The sequence below is a fragment of the Sulfitobacter sp. G5_S2_6_S6 genome (genome assembly GCF_054968505.1).
Window position 1 is genome coordinate 1 of sequence record NZ_JBQKUI010000008.1, and the last position, 16,837, is coordinate 16,837.

At 58.0% G+C, this 16,837-nt stretch carries 16 protein-coding genes and 1 pseudogene; 9 read left to right on the plus strand and 8 right to left on the minus strand.

From position 1 onward, the window contains the following. Positions 1-561: 561 nt before the first annotated feature. Positions 562-2,751, minus strand: coding sequence for a xanthine dehydrogenase family protein molybdopterin-binding subunit (locus tag ACTRWK_RS13055; RefSeq protein WP_289081443.1), 2,190 nt, complete (start codon positions 2,749-2,751; stop codon positions 562-564). Between the two features lie 3 nt (positions 2,752-2,754). Continuing rightward, complete coding sequence (locus ACTRWK_RS13060) at positions 2,755-3,219, minus strand: (2Fe-2S)-binding protein (protein ID WP_037943408.1); 465 nt, start codon at positions 3,217-3,219, stop codon at positions 2,755-2,757. 144 nt (positions 3,220-3,363) lie between these two features. On the opposite strand from ACTRWK_RS13060, the gene ACTRWK_RS13065 reads away from it, so the two are divergent. Continuing rightward, on the plus strand, positions 3,364-3,966 hold the full coding sequence (locus ACTRWK_RS13065; protein WP_081858773.1) for a TetR/AcrR family transcriptional regulator: 603 nt from the start codon (positions 3,364-3,366) through the stop codon (positions 3,964-3,966). Positions 3,967-3,977: 11 nt separating this feature from the next. On the opposite strand, the gene ACTRWK_RS13070 is transcribed toward ACTRWK_RS13065, so the two are convergent. Both ACTRWK_RS13070 and ACTRWK_RS13075 read right to left on the minus strand, forming a co-directional pair. Further along, positions 3,978-4,358 carry a hypothetical protein gene (locus ACTRWK_RS13070; protein WP_037943412.1) on the minus strand — a complete coding sequence of 127 codons (381 nt, stop codon included), beginning with the start codon at positions 4,356-4,358 and terminating at the stop codon, positions 3,978-3,980. Between the two features lie 180 nt (positions 4,359-4,538). Then, positions 4,539-5,417, minus strand: a complete 879-nt coding sequence (locus ACTRWK_RS13075) for a haloalkane dehalogenase (RefSeq protein WP_037943419.1) — start codon at positions 5,415-5,417, stop codon at positions 4,539-4,541. A gap of 35 nt (positions 5,418-5,452) precedes the next feature. On the opposite strand from ACTRWK_RS13075, the gene ACTRWK_RS13080 reads away from it, so the two are divergent. Together ACTRWK_RS13080 and ACTRWK_RS13085 are read left to right on the plus strand one after the other, a co-directional pair. Then, the gene (locus ACTRWK_RS13080) at positions 5,453-6,097 is read left to right on the plus strand and encodes a TetR/AcrR family transcriptional regulator (RefSeq protein ID WP_289081444.1); all 645 of its coding nucleotides are present in this window, start codon (positions 5,453-5,455) and stop codon (positions 6,095-6,097) included. Continuing rightward, positions 6,097-6,663, plus strand: coding sequence for a 3'-5' exonuclease (locus ACTRWK_RS13085; protein WP_037943423.1), 567 nt, complete (start codon positions 6,097-6,099; stop codon positions 6,661-6,663). The genes ACTRWK_RS13080 and ACTRWK_RS13085 overlap by 1 nt, the downstream gene beginning before the upstream one ends. Before the next feature lie 374 nt (positions 6,664-7,037). On the opposite strand, the pseudogene ACTRWK_RS13090 reads toward ACTRWK_RS13085, so the two are convergent. Continuing rightward, positions 7,038-7,381, minus strand: a pseudogene (locus tag ACTRWK_RS13090) (IS3 family transposase); the annotation flags it as partial. Beyond that, the gene (locus tag ACTRWK_RS13095; RefSeq protein WP_235183749.1) at positions 7,296-7,508 is read right to left on the minus strand and encodes a hypothetical protein; all 213 of its coding nucleotides are present in this window, start codon (positions 7,506-7,508) and stop codon (positions 7,296-7,298) included. The pseudogene ACTRWK_RS13090 and the gene ACTRWK_RS13095, both read right to left, overlap by 86 nt. 149 nt (positions 7,509-7,657) lie before the next feature. On the opposite strand from ACTRWK_RS13095, the gene ACTRWK_RS13100 reads away from it, so the two are divergent. Then, complete coding sequence (locus ACTRWK_RS13100; RefSeq protein ID WP_235183750.1) at positions 7,658-8,200, plus strand: TetR/AcrR family transcriptional regulator; 543 nt, start codon at positions 7,658-7,660, stop codon at positions 8,198-8,200. Between the two features lie 96 nt (positions 8,201-8,296). On the opposite strand, the gene ACTRWK_RS13105 is transcribed toward ACTRWK_RS13100, so the two are convergent. Beyond that, the gene (locus tag ACTRWK_RS13105) at positions 8,297-8,881 is read right to left on the minus strand and encodes a TetR/AcrR family transcriptional regulator (RefSeq protein ID WP_051843908.1); all 585 of its coding nucleotides are present in this window, start codon (positions 8,879-8,881) and stop codon (positions 8,297-8,299) included. A 78-nt stretch (positions 8,882-8,959) separates the two neighbouring features. On the opposite strand from ACTRWK_RS13105, the gene ACTRWK_RS13110 reads away from it, so the two are divergent. From ACTRWK_RS13110 to ACTRWK_RS13130, 5 genes are read left to right on the plus strand one after another with little or no spacing between them, the layout of a single operon-like run. Beyond that, positions 8,960-10,141: an efflux RND transporter periplasmic adaptor subunit gene (locus ACTRWK_RS13110; RefSeq protein WP_037943428.1), complete on the plus strand. Its 1,182-nt coding sequence runs from the start codon at positions 8,960-8,962 to the stop codon at positions 10,139-10,141. A 3-nt stretch (positions 10,142-10,144) separates the two neighbouring features. Then, entirely contained in the window at positions 10,145-13,252 is a 3,108-nt protein-coding gene (locus ACTRWK_RS13115; protein WP_289081445.1) for an efflux RND transporter permease subunit, read from the plus strand. Further along, positions 13,249-14,607, plus strand: a complete 1,359-nt coding sequence (locus ACTRWK_RS13120) for an efflux transporter outer membrane subunit (protein WP_289081446.1) — start codon at positions 13,249-13,251, stop codon at positions 14,605-14,607. The genes ACTRWK_RS13115 and ACTRWK_RS13120 overlap by 4 nt, the downstream gene beginning before the upstream one ends. A 35-nt stretch (positions 14,608-14,642) precedes the next feature. Next, complete coding sequence (locus ACTRWK_RS13125; RefSeq protein WP_037943434.1) at positions 14,643-15,371, plus strand: DUF1499 domain-containing protein; 729 nt, start codon at positions 14,643-14,645, stop codon at positions 15,369-15,371. A 3-nt stretch (positions 15,372-15,374) separates the two neighbouring features. After that, a complete protein-coding gene (locus tag ACTRWK_RS13130) occupies positions 15,375-15,914 on the plus strand; it encodes an RICIN domain-containing protein (protein WP_037943436.1) in 540 nt (179 codons plus the stop codon). Between the two features lie 274 nt (positions 15,915-16,188). Here ACTRWK_RS13130 and ACTRWK_RS13135 read toward each other — a convergent pair whose 3' ends face one another. Further along, positions 16,189-16,791, minus strand: a complete 603-nt coding sequence (locus ACTRWK_RS13135) for a protein-methionine-sulfoxide reductase heme-binding subunit MsrQ (RefSeq protein ID WP_051843912.1) — start codon at positions 16,789-16,791, stop codon at positions 16,189-16,191. Positions 16,792-16,837: the final 46 nt, after the last annotated feature.

The window sequence follows — 16,837 nt, forward strand, 5'->3', positions numbered from 1 at the left end:
TTTAAATCTCTGAATATAGCTGATTGGCCCGAGTAAATAAGGGTATGTCGCGGCTTTCTTCCCTTGGAGAGGCTTGCTTTGCTACAGGAAGCGCTACGGTTTCCGAGCCTGCTATTACGGAAAATAAGGGGTTGTATGGTCGCCTTTCGAAATGATGCTGCTAAGTAGGTTCGATAGTGCCAGCCCTTCCGAGAACGATGCGCGAAGGATGCCATGTTTTATCGGTGATGCGAGCGGCGCGGATCATTTCCGGCAGCTCTTGGATCCCGTCATTGGTCAGTGCGGCACCGATTGCAGTGACGAACGTCTCTTATGGGGCGCTTACGTCTTGCGGTAGGTAGGGCGGATTGCGGAAGTTCGCTGCAATTGCGCTTCTATGGTAGAGTATTCTGGAAGCCGCCATTGAAATACAGCCAGAAGCAGGCACTCAGTGGCACCGCAATTATGGCCAGCCGGTAGACCGAACTCTGAACCGCGCGGGGCGCAGTGTCGCGTGCAAGGTTGTGGAGCCGGTATTGATAGACCGCCGCACCCCTATGGCTGCGGCGGTCTAAAGGGTCGTCAGGCGAAATCCACACCGTTTTCGATCATCGGCAGGTGGGTCACCAGATCACGCCCGGAGGCTGCGATTGCGTTGGCGAGCGCTGGACCCGCCGGCGGTGTACCCGGCTCGCCAATGCCTGAGGGTGCATCGTTTGTCTTGACGATATGCACCTCAATGGCCTTGATGTCGCGCATCCGCAGCGGTTCGTAGTCGGGGAAGTTTTGCTGCACTACGACGCCGCCATCCAGCGTGATCTGATCGCGCATGATGTGACCGACGCCAAAGCCGATCGCCCCTTCGACCTGGGCTTTGATGACATCGGGGTTCACCGCGACGCCACAGTCGACGGCTGCGGTGTATTTCTCGATCTGAACATAGTCATCTTCGTCGATCGAGATTTCGCAGATCTGCGCACAGTAGGTACCAAAGGATTTGTGCACAGCCACACCGTGGAAATGCCCGTCCGGCAACGGCTTGCCAAACCCGGCGTTCTCGGCAGCCAGTTTAAGGACGTTAGCTTTGCGTATTTGATCGGCTGTGTCGCCGGGCAAATACGCAAGACGGAAGCTGACGGGATCCTGACCCGCTGCTGCGGCGGCCACATCCATCATGGTTTCCATGACATAGGCGTTATGGCTGTGACCGACGGACCGCCAATAGTTAACGGTTGTTGCCGGGGCCGCGTCCGTCAAGCCGATGTGCATTCCGGGGATCGCATAGGGATTTTCTGCCGTCCCTTCCACCGAAGAAATGTCCACACCGTCTTTGACATAGAAAGCGTCAAACGGCCCATCTTTTGCAATGGATTGACCCGCCACGCGGTGATCCCAGCCAACAATCTTGCCCGCATCGTCCAGACCGACACGCACCTTGTGCGCATAGGCCGGGCGGTACCAGCCGCCAGACAGGTCATCTTCGCGGGACCAGACCAGCTTTACCGGGCGGGTCTGGTCGGTCATCGAAAAGGCCAATGTCGTTTCGACGATATAGTCCGCGCCCGCGTTGAAGCGACGGCCAAAGAATCCGCCTGCATACAGGGTTTTGACCTCAATCTTGTCCATCGGGATGCCAAGGATCTGGTGCATCGTGGCGTGGTTCATGGTGGGCCCCTGCGCGCCGTCATACATGATCACGCCGCCGTCTTCGGTGGCTGCGATGGTGGCCGACAGGGGCTCCATCGTTGCGTGGGCCAGCATTGGCAGGAAGAATTCCCGCTCTACGACTTGGGCGGCACCTTGCAGCGCTTCCGTCGCTGCATCCAACGTCGTCTCGGATGCCTGCCACTGCGGATCAGTGTTCACAGCCGCCAGTAGCTGTTGCTTGATCTCGTCGCTGCTGCGGGTTTCGGCATTGCTCAGATCCCACTCAACTTCGATCGCGTCGCGCGCTTGAAACGCGGCCCAGGTGTTTTCGGCGTAGGCCACCACGCCCGCACCGTTGGGCAGGGCCTTGGCGATGATAAATCCCGTGACGTCCTTGGCGAGACTATCGTCGAACGAGGCAACAGTCGCGCCGTATTGCGGAATGCGTTTGATTGCGGCAACCATCTGGTTATCCAGTTGGATATCCATGCCATAGATGCCTTCGCCGTTAACCTTGTCATGGCTGTCGCGGCGCGCTTTTTGGGTGTTGCCGATCTGGGTCCAGTCTTCGGGGGCCTTCAGGACGGGCTCGGCCGGCACCGCGATCTGCGCAGCGGTGGAGATAAACTCACCGATCTGGCCCTCTTTGCCCGCGCCTGAAATGACGCCATTGGCAAGTGTCAGCTCAGAGGTGTCCACGTCCCAATCCTTGGCCGCGGCTTGCAACAATACGTCACGCGCGGCCGCGCCTGCGGTGCGATATTGCATGAACGAATTGGCCATCGCGGTCGATCCGCCCGTGCCTTGCAGCGCGCCAAAGAACAGGTTGTTGTAAACGGCGGTATCCGACGGGGCCATTTCGAAGGTGATATCGCTAAGCTCCATGTTCAGCTCTTCCGCGATCAGCGTGGACAGGCCCGTAGAGGTGCCTTGCCCGCCTTCAAAGTGCTTGATGACGGCTGCAACCGTACCATCGGCATAGATTTTTACGAAGGGCGTAATGGCTGTGCCAGCCTCCGACGTCGAAGCGGCAAGCGCGCCCTTGGGGTCAATGCCAACGGCCAGAACTGCAACGGCCGCACCTGCACCTTTGAGGAAACTGCGGCGGGATGTGTTGATGGTCATGGCTTAGCCCTCCACGATTTCTGAGGCGCGCTGGATACCGGCGCGGATACGTTGATAGGTGGCACAGCGACAGGCATTGCCGTCCATGTAGTCGTCAATCTCATCCAGCGTTGGCTTTGGCGTTTCTTTCAACAGGCCCACCGCAGACATGATCTGACCAGACTGACAGTACCCGCATTGCACCACGTCGAGCTCTTTCCAGGCTTGCTGTACGGCAGCGCCGATCTTGTCGTCGCCAATCGCTTCGATGGTGGAAACCTCGGCACCCTCGACGTCTTCGATATAGGTCTGGCACGACCGGGTCGGTTCGCCGTCGACATGCACGGTGCAAGCGCCGCACGACGCGACGCCGCAGCCGAATTTGGTGCCGGTCAGCTTCAGTTCGTCCCGGATCACCCACAGCAATGGTGTGCCCGGTTCTGCTTCGACAGAGCGTTCGGCCCCGTTAATCTTTAGCTTGATAGTCATGGTCAATCTCCATCTGGCGATACGATTGGAATGTGGGTAAACTGGTCGGTGTACTTATATGGCGTAAAGAGCCGCAGGTAAACCCGCAAGTTTACCGAGCCGAAAAAATTGGCAATTCCTGGATGTGGTGTGTAGACCGACAGAATGAGTGAAGTGGCTGAAAATTCGGTAGATAAACGTGACTCGATCCTGCAAGGCGCGTTTGATGAATTCTGCGAGAATGGGTTCCTTGCGGCCAGCATGGACCGAATCTCCAAGCGGGCCGGTGCGTCCAAGCGCACCGTGTATCGGTATTTTGAAAGCAAGGAAGTGCTCTTCCAAACCCTGATGCTGCGCCAGTGGAGGGTCATCGCGGACAACCTGAAGGTCAGCTACCAGCCCGGCATGGATATCCGAGAGCAACTGATTGAGATGGGCCGCGCGCAGGCGCGACTTTACACGTCGCCCGAAGTCATGAACGCCAACAAGATGTTGATGACTGAGATCCTGCGGGATCCGGAACTTGTCAGGGAAATCCAGAATGAAGTCGACTATACGGCGTCATTTGAACAGTTGTTCAAAGAGGCCGCCGCCGACGGGGTGCTGACCATCCCAAACCCCCGACAAGCGGCAGAAGAGTTCATATCGTTGTTGAAGGGCAAGGCTTTTTGGCCGTTCATGTTGGGGGCGCCCTTGGTCAGTCCTGACGAAATGGACGCCATGATTGACCAATCGGTTGATATGATGATGAACCAATATGGCACCTGAGAAATCAGGTCTCATGCGATCCGCCACAGCAGGAAATCGAGCACCGAACGACCTGTGACGCGAAGAGACCCAACGATATAGATCAAACTGACCAAGCCGTCGAACAATACAAAGGCGTATTGCGACGGATCAGCCAACCCGTTTGGCACGGCGTAGAGCACAGCCGTGATTGCAGCCAAACGCGATATAGCGCTCCAGAACACAACGGCTGCGCGCGCGACAAGATCGCGGGTTGCCCAGACCAACAATGATGCGGCCATGATGAAAAACCCCGCAAGCGTGAAGGAAAACACGAAATTCGCGGGGTTGGGCATTTGCACAGCCTGCCCGATGATCATTGGCGCAAAGAGAAAGTTCAGCAACGCAGTGCCGATGATAAATTTTTTGAACATGCCGGTGGCCCTTCGTGTCGTTCAGTTATTTGGAAAAAACTGCGGATGATTTTGGCAAATCAGCCGAGAGAGTTGCAGCGGCAAGCTCGGCCGCCGCTGCAGGCTCATCCGAGCCATTGCCTTGAAAGCCGACTGTTGCGGCGGTCGATTGGGATCCGCGCGCGGCGCTTCTGGTGTGGGTTACAGGTTGGCGTGCCAATCACGGACGGCTGCACCGATCTCGTCAGGGGAGTCTTCCTGAATGAAGTGCAATCCGGGCACAGTCACTTCGGTGATGTTCGGCCAGCTGCGCACACGGTCCCGTACCGCCCCAGTGATCAACACGCCGGGGTCCGCATTGACGAAGAGCTTGGGTATTGATGTCTTGCCGAGCCAGTCGACATAGGCATCGACGATTTCGGTCACATCCGCTGGCTGCCCTTCAATCGGGATCTGGCGCGGCCATGTCAAAGTGGGGCGGCGATCTTCGCCCGCGTTGGCAAAGGGGCGACGGTATTCGTTCATCTCTTCTTCGGTCAAATCCCGCAGGATGGAACCCGGAACCAGCGCTTCGACAAAGAGGTTCTTTTCAAGAACCATCTCCTCGCCAGCAGGCGAGCGTAGGGCTTGGAACATTTCGCGGGCACGGTCTGGGAATTGGTCCCAGCTATCACGGGTTTCGACGATAGCTTCCATGAAGGCAATGCCTTTGACGGCCTCGGGATGCGTATGTGCCCAATGGAAACCCAAACCGGAACCCCAGTCATGGATGACCAGTGTGACGTTGTCGGTGACGCCCAATTGTTCAAGCAAAGCAAACAGATATTTGCGGTGTTCGACGAAGGTATAGCTGTCCGGGCCAGAGTTATCGAGCTTGTCACTATCGCCCATGCCAATCAGGTCTGGCGCGATCAAGCGTCCCTTGCCTGCAAGGTGGGGCATCACATTGCGCCACAGATAGGACGACATCGGGTTGCCATGCAGGAAGACAATCGGATCGCCGGTCCCTTCTTCGATATAGGCCATCTGCTTACCATGGACGGTGGCAAATTTCTTTTTGTCGCGGAAAGACGTAGTCATGCGAGCACCTCGGGCTTGTGTTTGAGTCGGGGAAGATGTGGAAGAACGATCATTCTAAAACAAGGTTAAAAATGCCAAGAGCGAAATCTCAATCCCGCGAAAACCTGTTGGACAGTGCGCTCAATACGTTCTGGAAGACTGGTTTCCACGTTGTTTCCATGGGCGATCTGGTGCGCGAAACCGGCGTGAGCCGAGCTGGAATCTACAGCGATTTTGGCGGCAAGGAAGACCTGTTCCATGCCTGTCTCGACAGGTACCAAGACACCGTCGTCACTCCAGCCTTTGCCCCGGTCGAGGCCGAAGGCGCGGGAATCGAGGGCATTCAAAAGTATTTCGATAACCTTCTGGCGCGTTTCAAAGACGCGGGCGGCTTTGGTAAGGGATGCCTTGTGGGCAACACACTGTCCCAGATCCCTGAAGATGCGCTGGACACCCGCCAAAAGCTGCGCGCGCATAGCGATCGCCTGACGGCAGGCTTTCGCAAGGTGCTGGCCCATGAGAATGGGGATCATGGCTCATTGAGCGATGCCGAAATCGAGGCGCTTGCGCGCTATACCATGATCACGGTGCAGGGCATTTGGTCTTACTCCCGTCTGACAGGGGATGTCGCGGAATTGCGTGCGGCGTCTGACATGCTCATCGCTGTGTTGAAAGCCCGGCTTCGGGGAACACCGGATTGATGCTGCCTCTGCCCGTGGGTGATTTCCAGTTCATTGCATTGGATGTAGAAACCGCCTGTGGTGACAGCGCCAGTATTTGCCAGATCGGGATCGCCTGCGTCGGCTTTGATGACAGCATTCTTACATGGTCTACCTATGTCGACCCGCTTATGCCGTTCGCGCCCTTCAATGTTGACCTGCACGGGATTGGGCCGGAGACTGTGCGCGGCGCCGGAAGCTTTGCGCAGGTCTGGCCCCAAATCTGGCCGTTGCTGTCACGCCACCCGATGGTGCAGCACAGCAGGTTCGATGAATATGCGATCAACGCCGCGTGCAAAGCGCAGGGCCTTCCGCGACCACGTCTGACATGGCACGACAGCGTGAGCATCGCGCGCAGGGCTTGGCCCGAATTGAAGGGCAACGGCGGCCACGGTCTGGCCAACCTGAAACTGGTGCTGAACCTTGACTTTCACCACCATGACGCAGGCGAAGACGCCCGCGCCGCTGCGATGGTGGTTCTGCGGGCGCAGGCCACGACCAAAGACCACCGGCTGTTCAAACCCGTGCAACTGTCACTGCCTTTGTAAGGGTGGCCCACCCGCCGTTTGCCTCAGCCCCAGCCATAGCTTCCGATCATTTCGGGTCCGCCAAGGCGACGCTCAGCGGAACCGAAACCATTTGAACTACCAACCAAGGCCAGGCTCATCACGAGCATCCGAGTGCCGGAGAGGAGATCCAGTTTAAGTGGCTACGTGGCAGCTTTGCCCCGCGTTGGGTCAGTTCGGCCCGCATCACGTTTTGCTCTTGCAGCAAAGGTCGGCAATGTGTGCTGCAACCGCCGCATCGAAGGACTTGGGAAAATGTCGGCTTTGGGTCGTTCGTATCGACCGACATCTTCGGCGGGAAGCGGTCATTTGCTGCAAGTGTAAAGTTGCTCTTAAGGTGCATGGCCCTTGGTTTCCTAGACACCTTCTTGGTTCACATTGACCTGTCTGTTTTCGAAGTCGACAGGCGACAGCATACCGTTTCTGACATGTTTGCGTTTCGGGATATAGAACATTTCGATGTAGTCGAAGATGTCCTGTCTGGCCTGCTCGCGGGTTTAATATGTTCGACGCCGGTCGCGTTCCCGTTTGAGCAGGTTGAAGAAGCTCTCAGCGACCGCGTTGAAGCTCCTATATTCGTCAAGCCTTGATCCGTGTGGATCAGGACGCGTCGCTTAGGTTTGCGTCGCCAGACAGCCATCAGAAGGGCTTGCTGCACGAGGTCTGTTGGTTGCCGCGATTGTGTCGCCCAGGTCAGTATCAGCCAATGGGCAAATGAGGATCTGCCCGAAACAGAGGCCGAGGAAGAAAATCGAAAGCGAAAGTTCAGCCGCCGTATGGGTGGCGTTCATCGAGGCCGCGAGCTCACCGAGTGCGGCGAGGTACATATCGGTGGCCAATGGGGGAAAGAGGGACAAAAGGCCCAAGGTGGCGGTATCGGCAAAGGCCCGTTTTGGGGTAAGGGAGATCTGTGACAGATCGGCTCCGACAACAATATTAGACGGCGGTCTATTGGCAATTGGTGGACGGCAGTCTGATGATCAATCACGGACTATTCTGCATCTATGAACAGGAACTGTACCTGTCGGGCAAAAGGCCAAGCGGGCGGCCCGCAAATCAAGACGCCAGCACGGCATTGAAGGCTGTGGCTCTACGTCTGGTTCGGGAACTTGGCTATGAGAAAGTCTCGGTTTCGGAAATCATCGAGCAGGCTGGCGTGGCGCGCCAAACGCTATACAACCGCTGGAATACGAAGGCTTACCTTGTTCTCGAAGCCGTTTTTGAGCGGACCAACACCTATGCCGCCGAACGTTCTTGGGACGGGGCAGAGGATTGTCGGACCTTGCTCGAAGATTTCCTGATCCGTATTTTCGAACACTTGCGCATCGACGGGGACACCCTACGAGCTTTGATCACCGCTGTGCTCCGCCGGGCGCAGGACCGCGGAGAGCTTTCGTCGGGGCGGAACGTGGAGACACTGTCGGCCTTGATACATGGCGCGTTCTGGTATCGCTTGCTGAACCGCGGGGTGTTGGACGCCGGGTTCGCGAAAGAAATAGTGGCGGAAACCTTCGCCTGATCGTTCGGCATTCTGCACCCAGAATAGCTTCGGCAAAGGGTTGCCGCAAAAGTTAAACCCTTTGCCCGAAGTGCCCGAACGTAACGCTTGGAAAAATCAGGACGGCGGCGTCAACAGGGCCGCCGCGGCGATTGTTCCTTCCCAAATCGTGTCTAAGGCAGCACTCAGTGATATTCCTTCTCCGTGCTCCCAGAGGAAGATCGCCCTGCCCACTGCTTCGGTAGTGTGGCTTGCGAGCGCGGCGGCGGCTTGGGAGTGCTCGATGCGGTGGCTCAGGCATTCTGTAAGCTCTCTGCGCTCCATCATGAGGAACCCTTGCAGAATACCTCTCGCTCTTTCGTTTGAACGCAGAACCGTGCCGATCATCTTGAGAATAGGTTCATCATTGGTCAGCGCAGCGAAGTGTTGATCCAAGAACATCTTGAGATCGTCCGCAAGCGGTCCGTTTCCGCTGCGTAACGCTTCTTTCGCAGCCTCCGAAAAGGGGGGCGGGGCCCCAACCGCAGCCGTTTCCTTGTTGGTATAGTAGTTGAAGAAAGTGCGCGTGCTGATGCCAGTTGTCGCAGCGATCTCCTCGGTCGTCACATTCTCTAACCCTTTTTGAACGGCCAGATTCAGCGTCGCCAGCTGAATGTCACGCGCCGTCTGCTGTCGTCTTCGCTCTCGTAACGAAACTGTCATGTCTGAATTCCTTGCGTACTGTGCAACGTCTGCCTACAAGGCATCAAACCTGCTGAATAGTCAAGGATCGAGAAGCACATGAAAATCGGCGTTTGGAAGATGTTTGGCGCAGCGCTTGCGTTTGCGGGGGCTGCCACAATGGCGAGCGCGCAGGGCGGCCCTCCCGATGGCATGCCCGCGGCGGGGCCGCTTGAAGTAGGTGTGATCGACATGCAGATGCAGGAAATCCCACGCATTGTGACCACGCCGGGCCGGGCCGTTGCGTTTCAAGACGTTGAAGTGCGCCCGCGTGTCGGCGGTGTGGTCAAAGAGATCCTCTACACGCCCGGACAATTGCTTGAGGTCGGGGATCCGCTTTTCCGGATCGACGATGCCTCCTATCTCGCGGCTGTCGCGACAGCCCGTGCCAATCTGGCCACTGCCGAAGCCAACCTGCCTGTGAAGCAGGCGGCCTATGACCGCGCCGAACAACTCTCCGGACGCGGCTACACCGAGGCAGAGGTCGAAGCGGCGCGTGCCAGTCTGGCCGAAGCAAAGGCCACGCTTGATGCAAACAAAGCGGCGGTTGAATATGCCGAGACCGAACTGTCGTGGACGACGATGACCAGCCCGATCGCCGGGCGTGCGGATGTTTCAACCGTTTCGGTTGGGGATTTGGTCACGGCTGGGCAGGCCGACGCTTTGACGAGCATCGTCACCTCAGATCCGATCTATGTGGATATGATGGAGGCAAGTGCGCGTATCTTGTCGGTGCGCCGCGCCATTGCCGAGGGTGATCTGCAACAAAACGACACCCTTCAAGCGACATTGACGCTGGAGAACGGCGACATCTATCGCGGTACCGGGCAATTGGTCACACCCGGCAACAATGTCTCGACCTCCACCGGAACCGTGACCATCCGTTTCACCTTCGACAACCCTGACCACATTATCCTTCCCGGCATGTTTGTGCGGGGGGAAATCGTGCTTGGCACGATGCAAGCCTACCTTGTTCCGCAGCGTGCAGCGACGCGTGGCAACTCAGGTAAACTGACTGCTTATGTTATCGGTGAAGACGGCAAGGCCGAACAGGTGACTCTCGAAGATGACGGTACCTATCAGAACGCATGGATCGTGCGTGAGGGGCTGAACGATGGGGATCGGCTCGTCGTGGACGGCCTTTCATCCGTCCGCGCAGGGCAAGAGGTCAGCCCCGTGGCCGTGACGATCGACGAGGTTGGCGTCTCTCGCGATATCGCTGCCCCCGCGGCGAAGGATTGATCTATGGCCCGTTTCTTCATCCACCGCCCTGTTTTTGCTTGGGTTCTGGCGATTGCCACCATGTTGCTGGGCGCTTTCAGTATGACGGGTCTGCCGATCTCGCAGTATCCTGATATCGCGCCCACCACCGTTCGAATTTCCGCCACCTATACCGGGGCCTCGGCCGCAACGGTGGAGAATTCGGTCACCACTGTCATCGAGGACGGGCTGACGGGGTTGGATGGGCTCACCTATATGACCTCATCCTCCAGCGAAGGTGCGGCGAGTGTATCGCTGACCTTTGACGATAGTATTGATCCTGACATGGCGCAGGTGCAGGTCCAGAACAAACTGCAACTGGTCGAATCGCAGCTGCCTGACACCGTGACAAGCCAGGGCGTTTCCGTGTCCCGCTCGACCGACTCGGTCCTGATGGTCGGGGCGCTTGTCAGCGAAGACGGCAGCTATACCTCGCTTGAACTGGGCGACCTACTGAGCAGCACGATTGAAGACCCGGTACAGCGCACGGCGGGGGTGGGGTCGATCAATGTTTTCGGCACCGAATACGCAATGCGCATTTGGTTGAACCCCGAAAAGCTGTTCCAATATCAACTGACATCTTCGGAGGTGACCACCGCCGTATCCGAGCAGAACACAAACGTGACGGTCGGCAGTCTGGGTGAGCAGCCGGTGGTGAAAGGCCAGCAGTTCACGGTCTCCCTGTCGGCGCAGTCCCAGCTTGAAACGGTTGAGGACTTTCGGAACATCCTGCTGAAGACCAACTCGGACGGGTCGGCCATTTACCTTGCTGATGTTGCCACAATCGAACTCGCCGAAGAGGACTACGGCAGTGTAAGCCGCTTTAATGGTCATCCGGCGGCGGGCTTTGCGGTGAACCTTTCCACCGGGGCCAATGCGGTGGATACCGCCGAAGCGGTGCGGGACGTGGTGGGCAATCTTTCTTCCGCGTTGCCCGAGGGCGTAGTGGTCGAATATCCCTATGACACCTCGCCCTTCGTCGAGGAATCCATCGACCAAGTCTATGAAACGTTGATCGAGGCGATTGTCCTCGTCTTTCTTGTCATCTTCCTTTTCTTGCAAAGCTGGCGGGCGACGATCATCCCGACCATCGCCGTGCCGGTGGTCTTGCTGGGCACCTTTGGCGTGCTGTCCGCCTTTGGCATGTCAATCAACACCCTTTCCATGTTCGCATTGGTCTTGGCCATTGGTCTGTTGGTCGATGACGCGATTGTTGTTGTCGAGAACGTCGAACGGGTGATGGAAGAAGAAGGGTTGGACGCCGTCACCGCCACGGAAAAGAGCATGGGGGAGATTTCCTCGGCGCTCATCGGGATCGTGATGGTGCTTTCTGCTGTGTTCCTGCCGATGGCCTTCATGGATGGGTCGACGGGGGTCATCTACAAACAGTTCTCGGTCACGATCATTTCGGCGATGGTGCTGTCGCTTTTCGTCGCCCTGATCCTCACGCCTGCGATGTGTGCGCAGCTTCTCAAACCGAACCATGACAAGAAGCCTCTGCTTCCGCTGCGCTGGTTCAATGGCGGCCTTGACCGTCTGACGGGTGGCTATGCTTCGCTTGTCGGGCAGTTGTCCATGCGGCCTTTCCGTATGGTGTTTGTCTTGGCGCTCGTCGGATTTGGCGCCTATTGGGTCTACGACCGTCTGCCGTCGTCGTTCCTGCCGACCGAAGATCAGGGCGTGCTTATGACCATGATCGAACTGCCTCAGGGATCGACAGTTCAGCAGACAGCCCACACGATTGAACAGATCGAGCAATATTTGCTGACCGAAGAGACCGAAATGGTCGATGGCGTCTTTGCCAATGTCGGATACAGTTTCGGGGGGTCTGGTCAGAATTACGGGATGATGTTCATTAGGCTCAAGGACTACGAAGAGCGTCCTGGGCTTGATGCGGCTGATCTGATGATGCGGGCCAATGGCAGGTTCTTCCAGTCCCGACTAGGCAGTATTTTTGTCCTTCAACCGCCTGCCATTCCGGGGCTTGGCACGTCTTCGGGCTTTGCAATGTACCTCGTCGATCAGTCGGGCGCGGGTCAGGAAGCATTGAGTGATGCCGCAGATAAACTGGTCGCGGCAGGGCTTGCTGACGGTCGCGTGACCAACCTGCGCGGCAATGATGCTGCGACAGAACCTTCGTTGAAGCTGCGTATCGACCAACAGAAGGCCGAGGCTTTGGGCGTGTCTTTGTCGAGCGTGAACACCATGCTGGCGACCGTGTTTTCTGGCACCTATGTCAACGACTTCCCTCTGGGCAACAACCTGCGCGAGGTCATTGTACAGGGTGGTGCAGACTGGCGCATGCAGCCTGACGACATTGACCATTGGTATGTGCGGAACGACAGTGCGGAGATGGTGCCGCTGTCGGCCTTTATCAGCCGCGAATGGGAAACCATCACGCCCAAACTGTCGCGCTACGGCGGCACCCGCGCACTGGAGCTTTCCGGCGAAGCGGCAGCGGGCATCAGCTCGGGCGACGCGATGGAAGTGATGGAACAGCTTACCGCTGATCTGGACGGGTCCTACGCCTCGGCCTGGACAGGGCTGAGCTATCAGGAACGGTTGTCCGGCGATCAGGAAGCCATTCTCTATACAATCTCGGCGCTGGTCGTCTTCCTCTGTCTCGCCGCCCTCTATGAAAGCTGGGCCGTGCCTTTTGCGGTGATGCTTTCGGTGCCCGTGGGCATTCTGGGGGCGCTGGTGACAACGTGGTATTTCGGACAGTCGAACGACGTCTATTTCAAGGTAGGTCTGCTTACCACGATCGGCCTTGCGGCGCGAAATGCCATTCTGATCGTAGAGTTCGCGGAATCCCTTCGGGCGGAAGGCAAAGTATTGCTGGAAGCCACCGTCATGGCAGCGCGACAGCGTCTGCGTCCCATCCTAATGACCTCCCTTGCCTTTGGTTTTGGCATCATGCCGCTGGTGCTCGCCTCCGGGGCAGGGGCCAATGCGCAAAAATCCATCGGGACGGGGATGCTCGGCGGGATCATCTTTTCCGCAGTCATCGGGATCGTGATGGTGCCAGTCTTCTACGTCGCCGTAATCCGAACAACAGAAATTTTCCGTAAGCGAGTGGAGAAAGCTCAGTGAAACCTTACTATCTCGTACTGGGTCTGCTTGTCGCGGGCTGTGCTGTCGGCACTGATTACCAGCGCCCCGAAGTGGCCATGGAAACCCGGTTTGTCGGTGGCAATGCAGAGCAGATCGGCGCGGTAGCCACTCAGCAGTGGTGGCTGAACTACAAAGATTCGAACCTAACAAGTCTTCTCACGCGTGGCCTTGCCCAGAACCTTGATGTGATTGCCGCGGGTGAGCGCATACGCCAAGCGCAAGCGGAGTTGCGTACAACCGGGGTAAACGCCGCATCGGACGGATCGCTGACCGGATCCGTGACCACATCCGGCGGCGACGGCACCAACGGTACAAGTACCGTCGAAAGCGGGACATTAGGCGCCTCGCTTGTGATTGATCTCTTCGGTGGTATCCGGCGCGAGCGCGAGGCCGCTGTCGCCTCTCTCACTGCCGCCCGGGCGGAGGAAGAGACCGTTCGTCTTGCATGGCTGGCCGAACTTATCGCTGCCTATTCCGACGCGCGCTATTACCAAGAGGCGATGGCCTTGACGCGCACCGCCATCGCCACGCGCGAAGAGACGGTGAGCATCACCCGAAGCCAGTTTAATGCGGGCGCGGCCACCGAATACGAAGTGGCCGAAGCGCAGGCCTTGCTTTCGACGGCGCGCGCCGATTTGCCGCAATTCGCCGCCTTGTTTGACGCAAATGTCTACGCCATCGCGACACTGCTGAACGAACCCGCGGGACCGATCAAGGCACAGATGCAAAAAGGTGCCCCCCAACTCTCCAGCCCCGGAGATGCGCGCACCGGCGTACCGGCGGACCTGCTTCGCAATAGGCCCGATGTGCGCAGCGCCGAAGCCGATTTGGCCGCTGCCGTGGCCAACGTGGGCGTCGCCGAGGCCGCGCTTTACCCGGCCTTGTCCCTGTCCGGAACGGTGGGCCGTACGGACGCCACAGATGCGTGGAGTTTCGGGCCGCAATTGTCCCTTCCAGTATTTAATCAGGGTCTCTTGAAAGCCAGCCGTGACGCGCAACTCTCTGTCGCACGGCAGGCCGAGATCGCATGGCGGGCCTCGATCAACGAAGCGGTCGAGGATGTCCAAGTCGCACAGTCCAACCTCACCCGCGCGCGCCAGAGGGCGCAACTGCTGCGAACCGCCGCCAGCGACTACGGCCGGGCGCTGACATTGGCACAGGAGAATTATCGAAACGGTGCCATCACGCTGTTGAACCTGCTGGAAACCGACCGGAATACCAATGCTGCAAGGATCTCGGCGGCCTCGGCCACGAACGAAGCGGCGCAGGCCTGGGCCACGCTGAAGATCGCGACGGGGGCAGGGGCGGCCGTGACTGGTCAGCCGAGTAACTGAGCACATATTAACGCTGGTCGTGAAAGGCCGAAAACATGAGACATACTGGAAAAATTGCCGCCCTAATCGCCGTTGCAGGGTTAATTTGCGTTACACTGATCTTGTTCGGAGCGCGCATGGGGCTTTGGGAGCCGATCATAGGGTTCGGGCTTTACCGGAGCTACTTTAACGCAATCGGGGTGGGCATCTTCAGCGCGGGGCTGATCGCTTTGGCCATCCATCTTGGCCGGGGCGAAAAGGGATGGGCAGCGGTCGGCGGCGTGGTCACGCTGCTTGGGCTGGGGGCCCTGTTTCCCCTCATCTCAAACACCGTGAACCCCCAACCGCGCGCGGCACCAATCCATGACATCACGACTGATACCGCCAATCCCCCGGCCTTTGAGGTGCTGGATGACACCCGCGCGGGTGCGCGCAACACGCTCGAATACGGCGGTGTAGAAGTGGCAGACCAACAAGCGACAGCCTATCCCGATATTGTGCCACTTGAGACCGGCCTGAGCACGGACGCAGCCTTTGAGCGGGCATTGCAGGTGGCAGGCGAAATGGGGTGGGAGATCGTTGCGACCGATCCAACCCGCCATCGGTTCGAGGCCACCGCGCGCACCTCTGTCTTCTATTTCGCCGACGATATTGTCGTTGCAGTTACCCCTGCCGAGAACGGGAGCCGCGTGGACATGCGCGGCGTTTCACGGGTGGGGCGCAGTGACCAAGGCGTCAATGCAGCGCGCATTCGTGCCTTTCAACAACAGTTCCATAAGGAGTGAGCGATGAGATTTCCAAGCTCAAACTTGGCCTTTGCCGCGCTGATCGTATTGGGCCAAAGCATCCCATTCTCGGCCCATGCGGAGGCACCAAGCCTCCAGACCGACGGGCCCGTCATTCATCTTGCCGATAACCTTAACGAGGAAGCGTCGCTCGGCTGGTGCATCGATACTGAAGGGCGCGGTCTGAGCGATCAGCTTCACGCCCATTCATGCAAACCGGAAGGGGACGACGTGTTGTTCACCTATGCGGCAGCGACGGGCATGATCGCGTCGGCGACCTATGATGGTCTGTGCATGGCGTATAATGATCCCGAGAATGCCGAAAACCCATTTGGTCTGGTTTCTTGTGACGAGGGCGATCCCGCACAGCAGTTTGTTTATGATGACGCGAGCATGGAGATGCGTTTGGCCTCGAACCCCGCGCAATGCGTCACCGTTGCAAAAACAATCGACGATGCGGGCCCATACCAGTCTCGCGACTTGATCCTCGCGCCATGTGGCGCATTGGAGGCCAGCCTCAAACAATGGGTCATTCAAAGGTAAGAAGCATTAACGGTAACGCATATCGGGAAGCACTTGGTTTAGTCGGTGAAGATCCTAGCGGGAAAGCTTGTATTTTATAGCGAAAAGTCTCTGAAAGAGACTTTCCTTGCCCGCCGGCCCAAGGTCCGGTTTGGGCTGTTCGCTTCGGCCGACACGATGGGTGGCTTATGCACTTTGACGGTAGGTGCGAAGATTCCCTATAAAGGTAGGGAGATCGGCTATTTAGCTTTAGATCGCCGAAAGAACGCGGAGAATTTGCCCTGCAACCCCTCGCTTACGTCAACGCGCGCTGGCGGCGGCGTTGTTGGGTTGACCACAGACGGTACATCTCAAGAACGGCCAGAGGCGCAAAATGCACCAGAGCCGCGCCGACGCCGCCCCAATCGTGCAGGGCAGCCCAGTGGATAAGGGTTAGTATAGCCGCAGCATAGACAAACTGCTGTAGCTTTTTCCACGACCGCCCAAGGCGGCGCACCCATGCGTCTGTCGAGGTAACAGCCAATGGCACAAAGATAAGAAAAGCGATCCAGCCGGTCCAGATGTACAGCTTTGATACCTCGCCGTCAGTGAAGGCTATGGCGCCTTCATCAATGAGATAAAGCACCGTGTGGGCCAGCGCGTAGAAGAATGCGGCCACGCCAAGATTGCGCCGACGCTTCATCAGCCAGCGCGGCCAGCTCGCATCGCGAAAAAGCATCATCAGCGGGGTGATCATCATCGCGATGATCATGAACCGCGCGGCGAATTCACCCGTGGGATGCAAAAGACTGCTGACCGCGTCCGGCGCGCCGGAGGTCAGGCCAAGGGTCATTGGAATGGCGGGGAGGCTCAACAGCGCCCAGAAGGTGAGGGGGTGATCCCATGTGGATTTCAGCACGCAAATATCTCCGAAAGGTTGGTCGTTCTACGCGGGTCGCCCCGCG